This window comes from Alkalihalobacillus trypoxylicola (assembly GCF_001590785.1).
Classification (GTDB): Bacteria; Bacillota; Bacilli; order Bacillales; family Bacillaceae_D; genus Alkalihalobacillus; species Alkalihalobacillus trypoxylicola.
In genome coordinates, this window is sequence record NZ_LTAO01000011.1 from 1 (window position 1) to 20578 (window position 20578).

21 protein-coding genes are annotated in these 20578 nt (G+C 36.6%); all 21 read left to right on the forward strand.

Annotated elements, in window-relative coordinates; genetic code table 11:
• Positions 1-251 precede the first annotated feature (251 nt).
• The 21 genes from folE (at position 252) to aroA (ending at position 20280) form a co-directional block, all read left to right on the forward strand.
• Positions 252-818: a GTP cyclohydrolase I FolE gene (folE, locus tag AZF04_RS06800; RefSeq protein ID WP_061948094.1), complete on the forward strand. Its 567-nt coding sequence runs from the start codon at positions 252-254 to the stop codon at positions 816-818.
• Between the two features lie 23 nt (positions 819-841).
• Positions 842-1060 carry a trp RNA-binding attenuation protein MtrB gene (mtrB, locus tag AZF04_RS06805; RefSeq protein ID WP_045484109.1) on the forward strand — a complete coding sequence of 73 codons (219 nt, stop codon included), beginning with the start codon at positions 842-844 and terminating at the stop codon, positions 1058-1060.
• A 216-nt stretch (positions 1061-1276) separates the two neighbouring features.
• Positions 1277-2071 (forward strand): heptaprenyl diphosphate synthase component 1, encoded by a 795-nt coding sequence (locus tag AZF04_RS06810; protein ID WP_061948095.1) that lies wholly within the window; start codon positions 1277-1279, stop codon positions 2069-2071.
• Between the two features lie 5 nt (positions 2072-2076).
• Positions 2077-2811, forward strand: coding sequence for a demethylmenaquinone methyltransferase (locus AZF04_RS06815; protein WP_061948096.1), 735 nt, complete (start codon positions 2077-2079; stop codon positions 2809-2811).
• The gene (locus AZF04_RS06820; RefSeq protein ID WP_082795438.1) at positions 2808-3674 is read left to right on the forward strand and encodes a UbiA-like polyprenyltransferase; all 867 of its coding nucleotides are present in this window, start codon (positions 2808-2810) and stop codon (positions 3672-3674) included. The genes AZF04_RS06815 and AZF04_RS06820 overlap by 4 nt, the downstream gene beginning before the upstream one ends.
• A gap of 560 nt (positions 3675-4234) precedes the next feature.
• The gene (locus tag AZF04_RS06825) at positions 4235-5089 is read left to right on the forward strand and encodes a menaquinone biosynthesis protein (protein WP_061948097.1); all 855 of its coding nucleotides are present in this window, start codon (positions 4235-4237) and stop codon (positions 5087-5089) included.
• Between the two features lie 18 nt (positions 5090-5107).
• Complete coding sequence (gene hepT / locus AZF04_RS06830; RefSeq protein ID WP_061948098.1) at positions 5108-6079, forward strand: heptaprenyl diphosphate synthase component II; 972 nt, start codon at positions 5108-5110, stop codon at positions 6077-6079.
• A 111-nt stretch (positions 6080-6190) separates the two neighbouring features.
• A complete protein-coding gene (gene ndk, locus AZF04_RS06835) occupies positions 6191-6604 on the forward strand; it encodes a nucleoside-diphosphate kinase (RefSeq protein WP_061948099.1) in 414 nt (137 codons plus the stop codon).
• Positions 6605-6776: 172 nt separating this feature from the next.
• A complete protein-coding gene (locus tag AZF04_RS06840) occupies positions 6777-7559 on the forward strand; it encodes a CheR family methyltransferase (RefSeq protein WP_061948100.1) in 783 nt (260 codons plus the stop codon).
• A 181-nt stretch (positions 7560-7740) separates the two neighbouring features.
• Complete coding sequence (aroC, locus tag AZF04_RS06845) at positions 7741-8913, forward strand: chorismate synthase (protein WP_061948101.1); 1173 nt, start codon at positions 7741-7743, stop codon at positions 8911-8913.
• Positions 8913-9992 (forward strand): 3-dehydroquinate synthase, encoded by a 1080-nt coding sequence (gene aroB / locus AZF04_RS06850; protein WP_061948102.1) that lies wholly within the window; start codon positions 8913-8915, stop codon positions 9990-9992. The genes aroC and aroB overlap by 1 nt, the downstream gene beginning before the upstream one ends.
• 5 nt (positions 9993-9997) lie before the next feature.
• Complete coding sequence (aroH, locus tag AZF04_RS06855) at positions 9998-10381, forward strand: chorismate mutase (protein WP_045484090.1); 384 nt, start codon at positions 9998-10000, stop codon at positions 10379-10381.
• A 236-nt stretch (positions 10382-10617) separates the two neighbouring features.
• Positions 10618-12126: an anthranilate synthase component I gene (gene trpE, locus AZF04_RS06860; RefSeq protein ID WP_174522653.1), complete on the forward strand. Its 1509-nt coding sequence runs from the start codon at positions 10618-10620 to the stop codon at positions 12124-12126.
• A gap of 1 nt (position 12127) precedes the next feature.
• Positions 12128-13153 (forward strand): anthranilate phosphoribosyltransferase, encoded by a 1026-nt coding sequence (gene trpD, locus AZF04_RS06865; protein ID WP_061948103.1) that lies wholly within the window; start codon positions 12128-12130, stop codon positions 13151-13153.
• Positions 13146-13919 (forward strand): indole-3-glycerol phosphate synthase TrpC, encoded by a 774-nt coding sequence (gene trpC, locus AZF04_RS06870; protein ID WP_061948104.1) that lies wholly within the window; start codon positions 13146-13148, stop codon positions 13917-13919. Before trpD ends, trpC begins: the two co-directional genes overlap by 8 nt.
• Positions 13903-14556: a phosphoribosylanthranilate isomerase gene (locus tag AZF04_RS06875; RefSeq protein ID WP_061948105.1), complete on the forward strand. Its 654-nt coding sequence runs from the start codon at positions 13903-13905 to the stop codon at positions 14554-14556. The genes trpC and AZF04_RS06875 overlap by 17 nt, the downstream gene beginning before the upstream one ends.
• Positions 14534-15721, forward strand: a complete 1188-nt coding sequence (gene trpB, locus AZF04_RS06880) for a tryptophan synthase subunit beta (RefSeq protein ID WP_061948106.1) — start codon at positions 14534-14536, stop codon at positions 15719-15721. The genes AZF04_RS06875 and trpB overlap by 23 nt, the downstream gene beginning before the upstream one ends.
• A complete protein-coding gene (gene trpA / locus AZF04_RS06885; RefSeq protein ID WP_082795275.1) occupies positions 15687-16523 on the forward strand; it encodes a tryptophan synthase subunit alpha in 837 nt (278 codons plus the stop codon). Before trpB ends, trpA begins: the two co-directional genes overlap by 35 nt.
• A gap of 150 nt (positions 16524-16673) precedes the next feature.
• Positions 16674-17765 carry a histidinol-phosphate transaminase gene (hisC, locus tag AZF04_RS06890; protein WP_061948107.1) on the forward strand — a complete coding sequence of 364 codons (1092 nt, stop codon included), beginning with the start codon at positions 16674-16676 and terminating at the stop codon, positions 17763-17765.
• A gap of 119 nt (positions 17766-17884) precedes the next feature.
• Positions 17885-18982 (forward strand): prephenate dehydrogenase, encoded by a 1098-nt coding sequence (locus tag AZF04_RS06895; protein WP_061948108.1) that lies wholly within the window; start codon positions 17885-17887, stop codon positions 18980-18982.
• Between the two features lie 11 nt (positions 18983-18993).
• Complete coding sequence (gene aroA, locus AZF04_RS06900; protein ID WP_061948109.1) at positions 18994-20280, forward strand: 3-phosphoshikimate 1-carboxyvinyltransferase; 1287 nt, start codon at positions 18994-18996, stop codon at positions 20278-20280.
• Positions 20281-20578 lie beyond the last annotated feature (298 nt).

Consider the following 20578-nt stretch of genomic DNA (forward strand, 5'->3'; position numbering starts at 1 on the left):
CAAGCGGGAGACCTATTCAGTGGGCCTTTAAGGCCGAGGCCGGTAAGAGAGGCTTCTAGCCGCAGAGCAAACCACCCGTTACCACGGGTGGTTTTGATTTTGGATGTAAAAGAAATTCATTGGGAAAGCATATACAACAGAAAGAAAAACGGAGTTCCTCTTTGCTTTCTTTTCAAACAATGTGCTAATATTTAGGTATGGTTTCTTAATTTAAAAGAAGCATTGATCATGGAAAATTGGAGGCAGAAAAGTTGCAATCAGTCGATTATAAAAAAATACAAGAAGCTGTCACAATGATTTTGGAAGCAATCGGAGAAGATCCAACACGTGAAGGCTTAGAGGATACACCTAAAAGAGTAGCAAAAATGTATGCAGAGGTATTTCAAGGCTTAAATGAAGACCCGAAAGAGCACTTTAAAACCATTTTTGGTGAAGACCATGAAGAGCTCGTACTAGTAAAAGATATTCCTTTCTTTTCAATGTGTGAACATCATCTAGTACCTTTCTTTGGACATGCACACATCGGGTACATACCAAGAGGTGGAAAGGTTACTGGTCTAAGTAAATTAGCAAGAGCAGTTGAGGCTGTTGCTAGAAGACCACAATTACAAGAAAGAATTACAGCGACGATTGCCGATTCTATGATAGAATCGTTAGACCCTCATGGAGTGATTGTCGTAATCGAAGCCGAGCATATGTGTATGACAATGAGAGGTGTCAAAAAGCCAGGAGCCAAAACGGTTACATCTGCTGTAAGAGGTGTTTATGCGGAAGATGCTCAACTTCGTGCAGAAGTAATAAGTCATATAAAAGGCTGAGCTTAGTAAAGGAGAGCATAGATATGAGTAATCAAAGTGAAAGTATTGTCATAAAAGCAAAAGAAAATGGAGTAAGTGTTTATGGTTTGACAAGAGGTACGGATACTAGACTTCATCATTCTGAAAAGCTTGACAAAGGAGAAGTGATGATTGCTCAATTTACTGAGCATACTTCAGCTATTAAAATCCGTGGAAAAGCAACGATTCAAACAAGTCATGGAACAATAGATACAGAAGACTAATAAAGAAAATAAAAGTATGATACAAATACCTAACATGAAAAAGCAGGAATTCCTGCTTTTTTATGTTGGACATAGTTGAATTCACGCAGAGCACTACCTTTTTTTATTAGTCCGGTTTCTAAAACTATGCTATAATAGTATGCGGTTTAAAAAAAACAGCTTCGTTCAAAATCGACAAAAAACAGCATGGTTGGATTTAAATTTGGGGGACTATTTATGGTTAATATGAAACAGGTAAATGAGAACATATATGAGATTAAGCAAAGCTTTCTCGACTTCACAAAACATCCATACTTAAATCAATACATAAAAACGCCTCAAATGGATGAGGATAAACTTTCTTTGTTATTTGCGATGCTCTCTCAACATTTTTCCGTGAAAAAAGCAAAGCTTGTAACTCTATCAGCACTATTATTGCAAGCTGCTTTAGATATTCATGAAAAAGTCTCCCTTCATAAAATTCAATCTGATACCGTGAAAAAAGAAAGACAACTTACGGTGCTAGCGGGTGATTATTATAGTAGCTTATATTATAATCTCTTAGCAAAAGAAAAATGCATTCCTATGATTCAAATATTTAGTCGTTCTATTCAAGAAATCAATGAAAGTAAAATGAATATTTATGAAAAAGGCTCGCTATACAACGGAAATATAGAAGAGTTTGAAAAAGAAGTATCCGCTATTGAATCTAAATTATTACAAAATATAGCTGGATATTTTTCAGAAATTAAATGGATTTCTGTTGTCGATGAATTTTTCTTTCTAAAAAGACTATTAGCAGAAAATGAGGACCGAAAAAAAGGGCTAAAGCGTCCTCTAATGAAGGCGTATATAGATGCATATGGGAATAAAGAAATTGAAACCATTATTGAGTCAAAGGTCGAAAACTTGAAAGCGTCTTTAATAAAAAAAGGACAAGAACTATCGAGCTTTGATGGACTATTTGCAGAATGTTTGGAACGGCTTGATACAACGACCTTATATCATAATAAAGTGGCAGAAGAAGGGTGAATTCTATGACACAGTCAAAAGAAGAAAGAGTTCATCAAGTCTTTCAATCAATCTACGAGAGATATGATACGATGAATTCTGTTATTAGTTTTCAAAGACATAAATCATGGCGCAAAGCGACAATGCGCCGTATGAATGTGAAAAAAGGGCAATCAGCTCTAGATGTTTGCTGTGGTACAGCTGATTGGACGATTGCTTTAGCTGAAGAGGTTGGAGTGAGTGGGAAAGTGGAAGGCTTAGACTTTAGTGAGAATATGCTAAAGGTCGGTCAAAATAAAGTAGAAGAAAAACAATTATCACAAGTTAATCTAGTTTGTGGGAACGCGATGGAACTTCCTTATGAAGATCAACAATTTGATTATGTAACGATTGGTTTCGGCTTAAGGAATGTACCTGATTATAAACAAGTATTAAGTGAAATGTATCGCGTTGTAAAGCCTGGTGGTATGGTCGTATGTCTAGAAACATCACAACCGACTATTCCTGTATTCAAACAGCTCTACTTTTTTTATTTCCGAAATATCATGCCTTTATTTGGAAAGTTATTGGCTAAAAGCTATAAAGAGTACTCTTGGTTAAATGAGTCGACGCAAACCTTTCCCGGTAGAGATGAGCTCAAGCGCTTATTTGAAGAAGTTGGTTTTTCACCAGTAGAAGTACAATCTTTTACCGGAGGAGTAGCAGCTATGCACCTTGGTTATAAGCCGGATGAAGTAGAAAAGAATGGGGAATCAATGTGATTAAAAAAGTTAAAATCATCTTAGAAATGATCAAATTTGAACACACTTTATTTGCTTTACCCTTTGCTTTTTTTGGGGCCGTTTTGGGGAGTGCAATCATTCAAGGATCTTTGCCTTCTATATCCCAATGGATATGGATTACACTAGCTATGGTTGGAGCAAGAAGTGCAGCAATGGGATTAAACCGAGTAATAGACGCTAAAATAGATGCGAGGAATCCAAGAACCGAAAGTAGGGCCATTCCTGCTGGTTTAATATCAAAGCTTGAGGTTATGATTTTTATTATCATCTCATTTATTATCTTATTTGTTTCAGCCTTTCAATTAAATATGCTTGCCGTGTATCTTTTACCAATTGCCGTCTTCTTTTTAGTTATTTATTCATATACGAAACGATTTACATGGGCATGTCATATTATACTAGGCTTTACAATTGCGATTGCACCCCTAGGTGGCTGGGTTGGGGCAACAGGGACATTAACGCTTGCTGCATTTATATTATTTATCGCCGTTTCAATGTGGACAGCTGGATTTGATGTTATTTATGCTACACAAGATTTAGATTACGATAAAGAGTACAAAGTTTACTCCATTCCAAGTCGTTTTGGATTAGTTAAGGCATTAAGGATAGCAAAGGGACTTCACATTATTAGCTTCTTAGCCTTTTTATCCCTTTACTTTTTTACTCCTTTGAGTTGGTTATATTTAATAGGGGTATTAATAGCGGGTGCTATTATGGTATATGAGCATTCTATTATCTCTGCTAAAGATATGTCTAGATTGAATGTTGCCTTCTTCACCATGAATGGAATATTAAGTGTACAACTGTTTTTATTTGCCATTGGAGATGTTTTATTTCTTTAATCGTAAAAAAAGCTTCAATTGAATCAATTTCATCATGCATATCTTATAATGAAAACCGGACGATTAGGGGTTTGATTTTCACTTTAGGTAGATGCTTTCCCAAGGGCTTGTCTTCAGCTAACTCTGACTACCGCAGATCTTCGTCAGAGTGGATCTTCAGACTGCGCTGCTCCTTTGGGAGTCCCTACCTACCGTTACAATCAACAAGTAATTTTTCAAACATTTAAGACATTTTTATAATGAATGTTTGGTTTTATTCACTTAAACCCATTTCATCCTTCATATCTTATAATGAAAACCGGACGATTAGGGGTTTGATTTTCACTTTAGGTAGATGCTTTCCCAAGGGCTTGTCTTCAGCTAACTCTGACTACGCAAATACGCAAATCTTCGTCAGAGTGGATCTTCAGACTGCGCTGCTCCTTTGGGAGTCACTACCTACCGTTTCAATCAAGGAGTTAAGTCGCAAACGTTTAAATCATATTTTATAAGAAACGTTCGGTTTTATTCGTTTATAGAGCCATTATGAAATTCACTCAATTAGAAAGAAGGTAAAGAAAATGACTGTTCGCATAGGTGAGATTTCTTATACGAATATATCGCCGCTTTTTCACTATCTAAATAAACAAACCTTAAATCAAGATGGTTTTTCTTTTATTCCACAAGTTCCTGCCCAATTAAACGCTGCAATGGCAGCTGGAACAATAGATATTGGTGGGATATCAAGCTTTGCTTATGGCGAAAATCAACATCATTATACATTGCTACCTAATTTATCTGTATCTTCATATGGAGATGTGCGATCCTTATTTTTATTTTCAAAAGTACCTATTGAACAATTACATAAAAAATCAATCGCTTTAACATCTAGTTCTGCGACCACTGTACATCTTTTAAAAATCATACTCAAACGATTCTACGAATTAGATGTCTCATATGAAATAATGGAGCCTAACTATGAGCGTATGTTAAATAAAAATGATGCTTGCTTGTTAATTGGCGATGATGCGATTATGTCTAGCTGGAACAAACAAGAAGATATTTATCAATATGATTTAGGTCAGCTTTGGTATAAATTTACTTCTTTACCCATGACATTTGCCGTTATAGCGGTACGAAATGAAACGATTGAACATCAACAAAGTAAGATTGAACAATTATATGAAGAAATGCTAATAAGTAAACAGCAATCGTTTCAAGATGGTTTTAAACCAATGATTAATCAAATAAAGCAAGATTACAGTGGAAGTCAGGCTTTTTGGGAAAAATACTTTCACGGTTTGACATACGATTTCTCGGAACAGGAACAAAAGGGTCTTCTACATTATTTTGATTTATGTTATGAATTAGGTTATTTACATCAGCCGGTTCATCAATTGAATATGATGGAAAATGTAACAGGAAAGACAAACTGACTAAGCAAGGTGATGCAAATGAACTTAGCTGATATTTATTTAAATTTTGTAGAGGATATTCAATTTATTGAAAAAGAGCTAGAAGAAAGAGTTCAGGCGACGAATCCGGTATTGAATAAATCCTCTGTACATTTACTCAGAGCAGGAGGAAAGAGAATTCGACCTGTATTTGTTCTGCTTGCAGCAAAGTTTGGAAACTATCAAATTAATGAATTAAAGCATATTGCTGCTCCGTTAGAATTAATTCATATGGGCTCTCTTGTCCATGACGATGTGATAGATGATGCTGAATTAAGAAGAGGCATCAAAACAGTGAAATCACAATGGGATAATCGAGTTGCCATGTATACGGGGGACTTTATTTTTGGAAATGCGGTTGAAACGACTACTTTTTTTTCAGAACCTTCTATTCATCAGGTCATTTCAAAAGCGATGGTAGAAATTTGTCTAGGGGAAATTGAGCAAATACGCGACCAATTTAACTTAGAACAAAATTTAAGGGGCTATTTAAGAAGAATTAAAAGAAAAACCGCACTACTTATCGCAATTAGCTGTCAGTTAGGTGCGATGGCGGCAAAAGTCAATCCCGATATTCAAAGGCAATTATACTGGTTTGGTTATTATGTAGGAATGTCTTTCCAAATTACTGACGATATTCTAGATTTTGTGGGGACAGAAAAAGAGCTTGGTAAACCGGCTGGTGGAGATTTATTACAGGGAAATGTAACTTTACCTGCACTTTATGCTATACAAACGGATACACCATTAAAAAAAGAGCTTGAACAGGCTTTTTGTAACAAATATATGTCAGAACATCAGATTGGTTTTTTTATTGATAAAATTATTCAATCTGGTGGAATAGAATACTCTTTAAAATTAAGTGATCATTATTTAGAAAAAGCTTATACCTGCTTAGATTTATTACCTGATGTAGAAGCAAAAAAACATTTGATGGAGATTGCCTCTTATATAGGTCGCCGTAAATTTTAAGGATAGGTGAGTACATAGGTTACTCACTTAAAAAATAAATTGAGAGCGCTTTATTTGTTTGATATACTATATATCGATACATAGATGTTTAATGACTGGAGGAATTTTGGTATGGAACGTACATATTTGATGGTGAAGCCTGATGGAGTAAAAAGAAATGTAATCGGTGAAATTGTTACTCGCTTTGAAAAAAAAGGCTACGAGTTAGTCGGAGCAAAGTTAACTGTCATTACGAAGGAAATGGCTGAGAAGCATTATGCAGAGCATAAGGAGCGTCCTTTCTTTGGAGATTTAGTAGAATTTATTACTTCTGGACCTGTTTTTGCTATGGTTTGGCAAGGTGAGAATGTCATAAAGACAGCTCGGTTAATGATGGGAGCAACCAATCCTATCGATGCAGCTCCTGGAACGATTCGTGGAGATTATGCAACTGTTATGGCCCAGAATATTATTCATGGCTCTGATTCTCCCGAAAGTGCTGAGCGCGAAATTGCGATCTTCTTTAAAGAAGATGAGTTAGTGTAATTTTTCGTAGGTTTATAACCTGATGAAATAGTAGAAACGGATTTAACCTCTTTTTTTCTCCTAGGAAAAGAAGAGGTTTTTCATATATTTGGCTATTCTTATAAGAAAGTTACTGGTATTCATGACTAGGAAGCATTATGATAATGAGTAGTACAAACTTGAGGAGAGTCATATGGAACAAGATTACGAGCAATTTATTCAGAACATTTATAAAGCTACTAATATTGATTTACATCAATATAAAGAGACTCAGATGAAAAGAAGATTAACTACTCTAAAAAGTAAGCATGGATTTTCGACTTTTGCAGATTTTTTTATAGCGATGAAGCAGAAACCAGGATTATTAGATGAATTTTTAGACCGGATGACGATTAACGTTTCAGAATTTTATCGAAATCCCTCACGTTGGGAAATTTTAAAATCTACTATCCTTCCTGAAATACTAAAAACAAGTAATAAAAATTCCTTAAAAGTCTGGAGTGCAGCGTGCTCATCAGGTGAAGAGCCTTATACGATTGCCATGCTCCTATCAGAATTTTTACCATTAAAAGAAAATATGATATTAGCTACCGATCTTGATCAAAATATTATAGAGCAGGCAAAGAGAGGTTTTTATTTAGAAAAAGCCGTTCAAAATGTTCCTAACATACATTTAGACCGCTACTTTCAAAAAAAGGATTTAGGCTATCAATTAAACCAATCATTAATGAAAAGCGTTACTTTTAAAAAACAGAATTTATTAGCTGATCCTTTCGATAGTCACTTTGATTTGATTGTCTGTCGAAATGTTATGATTTATTTTACAGAGGAAGCAAAGCACCAGCTCTACTTAAAGTTTAGCAAGGCATTGAAGCCAGGAGGAATTCTTTTCGTAGGGAGCACCGAACAAATCTTTCATAGCAAAAAATATAATTTAGAAGCAGAGGAAACTTTTTTCTATAAAAAAATAATCTAAATTGATAGAAGTATTATCAGAAAAAAGAGAAAATGATTTAGATGAAAACAGTTATTTTTGATAAAATGGCTAAATAATTTAGAACGAAACCGTAAAAGAGCAATACAAAATGACAAAAACATGTTATAATTTAACGCATAAAAGTGATAAAGAGATTTGAATGTAGTGGAGGCGAAATACAATGAGATATTTAACAGCTGGAGAATCACACGGACCACAGCTTACGACGATTATCGAAGGAATTCCTGCACAATTAGAATTATTAGCTGAAGATGTAAATACGGAACTGAAAAGACGTCAAGGAGGCTATGGTCGCGGAAGAAGAATGCAAATTGAAAAAGACCAAGTCCAAATTACAAGTGGTGTTCGACATGGAAAAACAACGGGTGCGCCTATTGCCTTAGTCGTTGAAAATAAAGATTGGACACATTGGACAAAAGTAATGGGAGCGGAGCCTTTGCCTGAAGGTGCCGAAAAAGAGGTTAAAAGAAAGATTTCTAGACCTAGACCAGGTCATGCTGATTTAAATGGAGCCATTAAATATGGACACCGTGATATGAGAAATGTTCTAGAACGCTCTTCTGCTCGTGAGACGACCGTTAGAGTAGCCGCAGGGGCAGTAGCGAAAAAAATATTATCCACTTTTGGAATGAAGGTTGGAGGTCATGTTTTAGAGATTGGTGGTGTGAAGGCACAACATACCCAATATCAATCCATTGAGGATTTGCAGGAGCGTTCAGAGGCTTCGCCTGTTCGTTGCTTGGATGAAGAAGCATCGACAGCCATGATGAATAAAATTGATGAAGCAAAACAAGCTGGTGACTCTATTGGCGGAATCGTTGAAGTGGTAGTGACGGGTGCTCCGATTGGGTTGGGTAGTCATGTTCAATATGACCGAAAATTAGATGCTAAGCTTGCAGCGGCAATTATGAGTATTAATGCATTTAAAGGTGTTGAGATTGGAATTGGATTCGAAGCCGCTAGCAAACCTGGTAGTGAGGTTCATGATGAAATTACATGGAATGAAGAAAAGGGCTATTCTCGAAAAACCAATCATCTCGGTGGGTTTGAAGGCGGTATGACCAATGGAATGCCGATCGTTGTTCGTGGTGTGATGAAGCCTATACCAACCTTATATAAGCCATTACAAAGTATTGATATTGAATCGAAGGAGCCATTTGCAGCAAGCATCGAACGCTCAGATAGCTGTGCAGTTCCAGCGGCATCTGTTGTAGCAGAAGCAGTCGTCGCTTGGGAAGTGGCAAAAGCATTATTAGAAACCTTTGGTTCTGATCAAGTTGATGTAATCAAAGATAATATTGAAAAGCACAACGATGCTGCGAGGAAATTCTAATGCAAGTGATTCAAGTAGAAGCTCCCTCTAAAACCTATCAGGTTTTTGTAAAATCAGGGATTATAAAGGAACTTGCTACCTATATCGCTCAATTAGAAAAAAAGCCAACTAGTCTTTTTATTATTACAGATTCGATTGTTGAGAAGCTCTATTTGGATTCTGTTAAGCAATCGTTAAATCATTTGAAAATCTATGAAGGAATTATACCAAGCGGAGAAGCTTCAAAGTCTTTTGAACAATATGAGCGTTTGCTAACAATAGCTCTTCAATCACAATTAGACCGCCATTCTTTAATCGTTGCATTAGGAGGGGGCGTGGTTGGAGATATAGCTGGTTTTGTTGCTGCTACCTATATGAGAGGAATTCGCTTCATACAAGTCCCCACCACTCTATTAGCGCAAGACAGTAGTGTAGGAGGAAAGGTTGCGATTAACCATCCTTTAGGGAAAAATATGATTGGAGCTTTTTATCAGCCAGAAATGGTCCTTTATGATCCGACATGTTTTACGACATTGCCTTCTGAAGAGTTGCGTTCAGGATTTGCAGAGGTTTATAAGCATGGCTTAATTAACGACGAGTTATTTTTTGATTGGCTACATAAAGAGATTACAGACTTAACAAACATCGAGCCGATCGTCATCGAAGAAATGTTGAAGCGTTCAATCGAAATAAAAGCGAGCATAGTAAAAGCTGATGAAAAAGAATCAGGTATACGAGCGTATTTAAATTTAGGCCATACGCTTGGTCATGCTATTGAAAAAGAATTAGGTTATGGGAAAATGACTCATGGAGAAGCTGTAACAATTGGTATTCTTTTTGCAATGAATGTAAGTGAAGAATTATTGAAATGCTCATTACCTATTCAAGAATTAAAGCTATGGTTGAGTAAGCTAGGTTATTCTACTGAGCTTCCTAAAATTTTAAATTCAAAACAATTATTGAACACGATGAAAAGTGATAAAAAGGCAGAAAACGGAACGATAAACATGGTTCTAATGAGAGAAATAGGTAAGGTTTGTCTCATGCCTGTAAAAGAATCAACCCTATTAAAACATTTAGAAAAAATGCTCGAGGAGTGACTTATATGGTAAGGGGAATAAGAGGTGCGACCACAGTAAAGGAAGATCGAGAAGACGAGATTTTAAAAGAGACGGAATATATGGTGCAGCAATTAGTGAAAGAAAATGAGGTCAATCCTGAGGATGTTGCTCAAGTACTCATTACGGTTACAGATGATATTAGCTCAACCTTTCCAGCAAAAGCATTACGGAGATTTCCTGAATGGAAATATGTCCCTGTCATGTGTGCAAGAGAAATCGCCGTTCCTAATAGTCTAGAAAAATGTATACGTATAATGGTGACTGTTAATAGTCAAACCCCTCAAGAGCAGATTAATCATATTTACTTAAACAATGCTGTTCAATTAAGACCGGATTTGCTCTTGACGGACGAAGCCAAAAAGGTTTAAACTGTTTGATAAGATTAGATTTAGTATTTAGTATAGCTTAGAAAATATGATGAGAATTAGTTGAGTTGAGACGAGTTGAGAATAGTTGAGTAGAGCCAAGCCGAGCAAAGGATGTTTTGATCACCCTATGCCTATTTGGTCATAGGGTTTTTTTATATTCAGTCGTTAAATCCTCTAAAAAATGGCTTTCACTTGTCCTCATTCGTTTTGCTCTTCTCGAAGGAGCGAATACCGTTATGATGAAAACCTCTTACCAAAATTTTTGTGAAGCAGCCAAGGTCTATAAAACCGTTCCTGTCGTGGAACAATTTTTTGCAGATGGCCTAACTCCCATTCAAATTGTGCACCAATTAACGGATGAAGTAAGTTTTGTTCTTGAAAGTAATGATGATGCATCAATTTGGTCAAATTATTCATTTATTGGACTTCATCCACTTTATCATTTAGTAGAAGAACAAAATCAGTTTTGTACGTATGAAGTGACAACAAATAAGAAATTAATACAGCAATCAACCTTCGAAGCGGCCTATGAAGAAACGATGTCTTTTTTAAATGTACAGCCATTAGATCTGCCTTTGCCGTTTAAGGGTGGAGCAGTAGGTTATATGAGCTATGATGCAATTGAAACAATAGAACCCTCATTAAAGACAGTTGAAGAGTCAAGGAACGTCCCTTATTACCAATTCTTAGTCTGTCAAACGCTCATTGCCTTTAATCATGTTACGAAACAATTGGCGGTCATTGTACATACGCCTATTCAATCACATCAGTCTGTCAAATCTCAATTTGAAGCTTCACAGAAGAAGATTAAAGAATTGATTGAGCAACTAGAACAGCCCAATCGAGGGTTATCTTTAAAAACGACGCCTATTATGGATGAAGAGGTTTCATTTGAAGGAGTTCAGTCCAATTATTTAAAGACAGATTTCTTGTCTCATGTAGAAGAAATTAAAGAATATATCCGTGCCGGAGATGTATTTCAAACTGTTCTTTCACAACGATTTGAAATGGATGTGAAATCAAGTGGACTTGAAATTTATCGGGTTTTAAGGATGGTAAATCCTTCTCCTTATTTATTTTATTTAAAATTTAATTCTCTTGAAATTATCGGAAGCTCACCTGAAAGACTCGTTCAAGTTCAAGATGGAGAAATTGAGATACATCCTATTGCTGGTACTAGAAAAAGAGGCAAAACGTTTGAAGAAGATCAAGCATTAGCAGCCGAGCTTTTACAGGATGAAAAAGAGCGTTCCGAGCATTATATGCTTGTTGATTTAGCTAGAAACGATGTTGGAAGGGTCGCAAAGTACGGCTCGGTAGAAACTCCGACTTTGCTAGAGATTGGGAGATTCTCTCATGTTATGCATATTATCTCTAAGGTCACAGGGATATTAAAAGAGGATTATAAGCCAATGCATGCCCTAATGGCTTCTTTTCCTGCCGGAACCGTTTCTGGTGCTCCCAAAATACGAGCTATGGAAATCTTACAAGAGCTAGAACCAACTAAGAGAGGAATCTACGCCGGAGCGATTGGATATTTAGGATTTGATGGGAACATTGATTCCTGTATTGCAATTCGTACTCTTGTATTAGAAAAGGGCAAAGCATACATCCAAGCAGGTGCTGGAATTGTTGCCGACTCCATTGCAGAGTTGGAGTATGAAGAAACTCAAAACAAAGCGAAAGCATTAATAAGAGCTGTCCAGATTGCAGAAAAAATGTTTGGTTATGAGGAGGTAAAATAAGATGTTAAAAAAGCATTTACAAACTTGTCTTAATCATCAGACATTAACTGAAAAAGAAGCAGAAGAAGTGATGAATGCGATTATGAATGGTGAGGCAACATCGTCTCAAATAGCTAGCATTATTTCGATTATGAGATATAGAGGTGAAACCGTTGATGAAATAACGGGCTTTGCTCGTGCAATGAGAAAGCATTCCCTTAGTATCCCATTCCAGCATGATGCGCTTATCGATACTTGTGGGACGGGGGGAGACTCTTTAAAAACCTTTAATATTTCAACAACGGTAGCCATTGTCCTTTCTTCTTTTGGACTAAAAGTAGCAAAGCACGGCAATCGGGCTGTATCATCTAAAAGTGGAAGTGCGGATGTTTTAGAGCATTTAGAAATAAGTATTCAGCATACACCTGATGCAGCTGCTCACTTTTTAGAAAAACACAATCTCTGTTTTCTTTTTGCTCCTCTTTATCATCAGTCGATGAAACACGCTGCGTTACCTCGAAAGGAACTAGGCTTTCGTACAATATTTAACATGTTAGGTCCATTGACGAATCCTGCAAATGCCAATCATCAATTGCTGGGAGTATATGATGTTCATATGATAGATAAAATGGCAGAGGCTCTGCAGCGTTTAGGAACAAAGCATTCTATCATAGTAGCGGGTGGCGAAGGATTAGATGAGTGCTCTATTACAACTCATACAGATTTGGTAGAAATAAAAGATGGTCAGCGTCATTCCTATCAAATCGTTCCTGAACAATTTGGGTTGAAACGTGGTAAACTAGATGAAATCCAAGTGGAAACACCATTAGAAAGTGCGAAACTAATGATAGATATCCTTAATGGAAAAGCGAATGAATCGGCTAAACATATTGTTTATTTAAATGCTGGTGTTGCCATGTACGCTTCTGACCAAGTTTCTAGTATACAAGAAGGTGTAGAGTTAGTAAGGCAAGGAATTGAATCTAAAGCTGTTTTAAGACATTTTCATCAGTTACAAATGGAAAGTAGGGAATCACAACATGCTTAAGAAAATCATTGAAACAAAGAAAAAAGAAATTGAGATATTAGAGCTTCCGAATCAGGTAGAGGTAACAAACTATTCTTTATATAAAGCACTAAAAAATAAAAACCGTTCTGTCGGGTTAATTGCGGAGGTAAAAAAAGCATCACCCTCTAAAGGAGTTATTCGTGAACACTTCGACCCTGTTCAAATTGCGAAGGAGTATGAGAAGGGTGGAGCTGATGCGATATCAGTGTTAACCGATGTTTCTTATTTTCAAGGTTCAAGTGATTATTTATCAGCCATTAAAAAAGTGGTTAACATCCCTGTCATGAGAAAAGATTTTATAATAGATAAAAAGCAAGTTGATGAAACCGTACTGATCGGTGCAGATGCCATGCTATTAATCGTTGATACCGTTCCGATTAAACAATTGAAAGACCTATACGATTATGCTTATGAAAAAAAGCTAGAATGCTTAGTTGAGGTTCATTCAAAGCAGGAATTAGAAGAATTATTGAATGAATTTACACCTAAAATGATTGGAATTAATAATAGAAATCTAAAAACCTTTGAAACCTCATTACAGCAGACGGTTGAAATGAGCCGAATGATTCCAGAACAAAGTCTGTTTGTGAGTGAAAGTGGTATTTTCACGAAAGCTGATATTGATTTGGTTCAAAGAGCTGGTGCATCCGCCGTTCTAGTTGGAGAATCCTTAATGAGAGAAGAGAATACAAATGAAGGGATTTTAACCTTATTTGGAGGGGAATCAATTGGCTCTTTCTCTTAAAATATGTGGAAATCACTCAAAGTCAGATGTGGATATATCTTTAAGAAGTAAAGCGGATTACATGGGCTTTGTTTTTGCTGAAAGTAAACGGAAAGTAACGATTGAGGATGTAAAGAATTGGCTAGAGCACAAACGACCTAGCCAAAAAATAGTTGCGTTATTTGTAAATGAAAAAATCGAAACAATTAAAGACACGATAAAAGCATTACCAATAGATATCGTTCAATGTCATGGAAATGAATCGAAAGACTATATAACAAGGTTAAAAAATGAAATAAAGCTCCCTATTTGGAAAGTCATTCACGCAAATAAAGAGGCTGTCGACTATATGGCTTCTTTTGCGGGATTAGTAGACGGTTATATTGTTGATTGCAAATCCAAAAATCAATGGGGTGGGACAGGAACATCTTTTGATTGGAGTACGATACCACTCTATCTTAATGAAGCAAAAAAACAATCTCAGCCCTTATTGATTGCCGGTGGAATTAACCCAGATAATGTAGAGGGATTGCTTCATTATTCAATTGACGGGATTGATTTATCTAGTGGAGTTGAAATAGAAGGCAAGAAATCAATGGCTTTAATAGAACAACTAGTGGAAAGGATGAATAAACATGAAAACAACCTATCCAGATAAAGCTGGTCGCTTTGGTGTTTTTGGAGGAAAATATGTTCCAGAAACATTAATGAGTGTAATTGAGGAATTAGAAGCCGCTTTAGAAGAAGCAATGAATGATTCAAATTTTATAAATGAATATATGGATCATCTAAAGGAATATGCTGGCAGACCGACAGCTTTAACGTATGCAAAAAATATTTCAGAAGAGCTTGGAGGTGCAAAAATCTATCTAAAAAGAGAAGATTTACTGCATACGGGGGCACATAAATTAAATAATGCCTTAGGCCAAGCTTTACTAGCGAAAAAAATGGGAAAAACAAAAATTGTCGCAGAGACGGGCGCGGGGCAGCACGGTGTCGCTTCAGCAACGATTGCCGCTAGATTTGGATTAGAATGTAAAGTATTTATGGGTTCAGAGGATATGGAAAGACAAGCTTTGAATGTGTTCCGAATGGAATTATTAGGAGCAGAAGTAATTCCAGCAACGTCTGGAAGTCAAACGTTAAAAGATGCAACAAATGAAGCGATTCGATATTGGGTAGCAAATGCTGAGGATACGTTTTATTTAATTGGCTCGGTTGTCGGACCGCATCCTTATCCGAAAATGGTCCGTAATTTTCAAAGAATAATAGGTGATGAGTCGAGAAGGCAAATGATTGAAAAAGCAGGAAAGCTTCCTAATGAAGTGATAGCATGTGTTGGTGGCGGAAGTAATGCAATAGGGATGTTTTATCCTTTTCTAGATGATGCAATTCAATTAATTGGAGTTGAAGCAGCAGGCTTAGGAGTAGAGACAGAAAAACATGCTGCAACGATTACTAAAGGAAATCAAGGAGTTATCCACGGCTCACTAACGTATCTCTTGCAGGATGAGCATGGACAAATAACGGAGCCTTATTCGATTTCGGCAGGTTTAGATTATCCAGGTGTCGGTCCTGAACATGCTTATTTGGCACACTCAGGTCAAGTATCTTATGAAGCTGTTACAGACCAACAAGCATTGGATGCATTAAAATACTTATCCGAAAAGGAAGGGATTATTCCAGCGATAGAAAGCGCTCATGCACTAGCGAAAGCATTCGAAAGAGCTAAGGCTCTTAGTAAAGAAGAAAGTATTCTTGTATGTTTATCAGGTAGGGGGGATAAGGATGTCCATACATTACAAAAACACTTTAAAGGCTAAAACAAGTAATCGCTTTGAGGCTATTTATGAAAAGCATGAAAAACTGTTTATTCCATTTATTACAGCAGGAGATCCTTGTGCAGATGCTACTATAGAGATTGCCTTAGCTCTAGAAGAGGCAGGAGCAAGTGTATTGGAATTAGGTGTCCCTTATTCGGATCCCCTTGCGGACGGACCTATTATTCAAGAGGCGTCTAAACGAGCATTGAAAGCTGAAATGACATTAGGAAAAGCAATGAAGCTTGTTCCTGAGATGAGAAATCGTGGATTAACGATTCCTCTAGTCATTTTTACGTATATTAACCCTATTTTACAATATGGTTTAGAAAAATTTGTTAAAGAAGCTGCATCATTCGGTATCGATGGAGTGTTAGTTCCCGATTTACCGATAGAAGAGAGCCTTGAGCTGAAGATGCTTTGTGAAGCTCATGACATGGAACTTATCTGCTTAGTGGCACCTACATCGAAAGAAAGAATTGAAAAAATTGCTAAGCAGGCTAAAGGATTTTTATATTGTGTGTCATCTTTAGGCGTCACAGGTGTACGGGATGAGTTAAATCCGGCAGTGTATGAATTTTTAAAAACAGTAAAGAAGCATACGTCTATACCAATGGCAGTAGGATTTGGGATTTCAAATGCTGAGCAAGTTAAATTAATGAATGAATTCAGTGATGGTGTTGTCGTTGGAAGTGCTTTAGTACGTGAAATAGGGGCATTAGAAAATCAGTTAAAAGACCCAAAAGAAAGAATAAATGCGCTCCAAACTATAAAAACATTTGTCTCTTCGCTCATTTCGTCGTAACATAGAGAGGGACAGATCATATTTTAAAAATGAATAAGTTCGTTTTTACATTTTAAGGCTATTTCCCCCGAATAAGTTCGGTGTAGCTGTGAGTAAAAACGAACGCTTATTTTTAGTCGAACATTTTAACGAGTTGAGGTGCTAAAGAAAATGAGAATAAAACAACAATTACATGGACTTCCATCTTATAAACCTGGAAAGCCGATGGATGAAGTAAAAAAGGAACTAGGATTAGAGCGTGTCATTAAGCTTGCTTCTAATGAAAATCCATATGGTTCATCGCTTTTGGCTCAAGAGGCGATTGCTCAATTACTTAATGGTTTAGCCATTTATCCAGATGGTTATGCAGCTATTCTTAGAAAAAAAGTAGCTACTCATATTGGTGTTGAACAAAATCAGTTGATTTTTGGAAACGGCTCGGATGAGGTGATTCAAATGCTATGTCGTGCTCTTTTAACCAAGGAGCATAACATCGTAACAGCGGATCCTACTTTTTCTCAGTATAAATTAAATGCTATTATTGAAGGAGCAGAAGTAAAGGAAGTTCCATTAAAGGACGGTGTTCATCAGCTAGATGAAATGTTAAAAGTAATCGATGAACAAACAAAGATTATTTGGGTTTGTAATCCAAACAATCCAACTGGAACTTATGTGACGGAAAAGGCATTTCTATCATTTTTAGAAAAAGTACCAAAACATGTTTTGGTCGTTTCAGATGAGGCTTATTATGAATATGTAGAGGCAAAAGATTACCCAGAGACAGTACCACTTCTAAAGGAATACGAAAATCTGGTTATATTAAGAACCTTTTCAAAAGCTTATGGTCTTGCCTCATTAAGAGTAGGCTATGGAGTTGGTCACCCTCACTTTATTCAATCTTTGGATCCGGTAAGACCTCCTTTTAATAATACAAGCCTAGCCCATGTTGCTGCTGCAAAAGCGTTAGATGATCAGGATTTCATTTCTAATTGTGTGCAAAAAAATGCAGAAGAGAAAAAAAGATTGGTAGATTTTTGTGATAAAGAGAACATTCCATTTTTTCCATCTCAAACGAATTTTTTATTAATGGATTTAAATAAAAAGGGAAATGATGTATTTGACTATTTCTTGCGTAAAGGTATGATTATACGTTCAGGAGAAGCATTAGGCTTTCCAACCTATATAAGGGTAACCATTGGTACAAAAGAAGAAAACGATGTATTTTTAGAAGTATTAAAAGCATTCCTAGAGGAAACGAAGTAATTATTATTTCAAGGTTGTTATAAATAAATAATGAGTGGCAATCATCTTTTTGGAGATGAGCCACTTTCTTCTATTTTTAGAGTAAGTTAAGATTTGTATTTGGGTTGAGGGGAGAAAAAATGACTAAAAAAGTGTTAATCATAGGACTTGGGTTAATAGGTGGTTCAATTGCTTTAGCGATAAGGCAAGAGCATTCTTGTGTGATTCGAGGCTATGATATTAGTAATGAAACATTAAAAGTGGCAAAGTCTTTAAAAATTATTGATGAGATTGTTGATTCCGTAGATGATGGAATTAAGGATGTTGATCTTATTATATTAGCAACGCCTGTTTCTAAGACGGAGCAAATTTTAACAGAAGTGAATCATCAATCATTTAAGCAAGGAGTTATTATTACAGATGTAGGTAGCACGAAAGCGAATATTGTGAGTAAAGCAACTGAAATCCTACCAGAACACGTGACATTTATTGGTGGGCATCCGATGGCAGGCTCTCATAAAACAGGAGTTGAAGCAGCTAGAGAGCACCTCTTTGAGAACGCCTTTTATATTTTAACACCGATGGAGAGTACAGATAATCGTTCTGTGATTCAATTACAAAATTGGTTAAAAGGAACAAAAGCGAAATTTATCAACATGACGCCAAAACAACACGATTATTTAGCTGGTGCGATTAGTCATTTTCCTCATATAGTCGCTACTAGCTTAGTGAATCAAATAGCTAAAATGGAGGAAGAACAGCCTTTGTTATTAAGACTAGCGGCAGGTGGGTTTAGAGATATTACTAGGATTGCATCTGCTAGTCCTGTTATGTGGCGCGATATATTAATCCATAATAAAGAGGTTCTTCTACCTTTATTAGATAATTGGATTTCAGAAATCAAAGGTGTGCAGCAAATCTTGGAGCAGAATGATGAGCAAGCTATTTATCAATATTTTGACGATGCCAAAGTTTTTCGGGATCAAATGCCTGAACGAACAAAGGGTGCCATCCCTGCTTTTTACGATTTGTTTGTGGATGTACCTGACCACCCAGGTGTAATTTCAGATGTGACCAGTATTTTAGCAACTCAAAGTATAAGTATTACCAATATCCGAATTTTAGAGACGAGAGAAGATATTATGGGAGTCCTTCGGTTAAGTTTTCGTTCTGAAGAAGACCGACAAGATGCAAAAAATTGTCTTGAACAAGCACTTTATGAAACGTCGATTATATAAGGAGGATTTCTATGAATAAAACAATGCACAGCATTACTAATGGATTAGAAGGCAGCTTAAAAATCCCAGGAGATAAATCGATATCGCATAGGGCTGTTATGTTTGGAGCTATTGCCTATGGGAAAACGACGGTAGATGGTTTTCTACCAGGTGACGATTGTTTAAGCACGATTGATTGCTTTCGTAAAATGGGTGTACAAATTGAACAAAAGGAAGAAAGAGTTGAAATCCTAGGGAAAGGCTTTGAAGGTTTAAAGGAACCAGTTGAAGTATTAGATGTTGGTAATTCAGGAACAACGACAAGATTAATGCTGGGGATTTTGGCGACGCTACCGTTTCATTCTATTGTCATCGGTGATGAATCGATAGCAAAAAGACCGATGTCAAGAGTAACGAAACCTTTAAAAGAACTTGGAGCTAAAATTGATGGAAGAGACGAAGGGAATTACACACCCCTTTCTATTCGTGGAGGAAAAACAAAAGGAATTCATTATCATTCCCCTGTAGCTAGCGCACAAGTTAAATCTGCAGTACTATTAGCAGGATTACAAAGTGAAGGAGTAACATCTGTTACGGAACCAGCTTTAACTCGTGATCATACGGAACGAATGCTGAAAGGATTTGGTGTGGATGTTCAAAGGGATGGTTTGACGGTTTCAATTGAAGGGGGTCAATCCTTGCAAGCTCAGCATATACAAGTTCCAGGTGATATATCCTCAGCTGCCTTTTTCCTTGTAGCAGGAGCGATTGTTCAAAATAGTTCCATTACGCTTCAATCCGTTGGGATTAACCCTACACGTTCAGGTATCATTGATGTTCTTCATTCCATGGGGGCTTCGCTAACCGTAACGAATGAAAAGGTCGTAGGAGGGGAGCCTATCGCAGATTTAAACATTGAAAGCTCTTCCTTACAAGGGACAGAAATATCAGGTGAGCTGATCCCTCGTTTAATAGATGAAATTCCGGTTTTAGCCGTTTTAGCGACTCAAGCCAATGGGAAAACCATTATTAAAGATGCAGAAGAATTAAAAGTAAAAGAAACGAATCGAATTGATACAGTTGTTCATCAGCTAAAGGAGCTAGGTGCCAATATTAGAGCGACGGATGACGGTATGATTATTGAAGGTCCAACTCCACTAAAGGCTGCAACAGTTAGGAGCTACGGAGATCATCGAATCGGTATGGCACTTGCTATTGCAGGTTTAATTTGTGATGGAGAATTAACCATTGAAAATACCGATGCCATTGCCGTTTCATACCCCCATTTCTTTGAGGATCTAGAAAGTCTTTCCAAATAATACCATAAGGGAATAACGTTTCTTTTACCTACCGGATGTTGCCGGTAGGTTTTTTTTACTAGTAAAGTCAAAAAAAAGACCTAACCAGAAACGGTAAGCGTTTACAAGTTAGGCTTTAGCTATGCGCTAAAAATAATATATTGTATGGATAGGAGTGGAGAGAAACCATACGCTTAATTTAATTATAGCGCTTTCATTAAGATTGTCAACTATATAATGTAAATATTTTTTAAAAGAATAGGACATGTTGAAAAGTCAGACTTAGATAGGTGGAACCGCGCTAGAGAAACCTTTATTT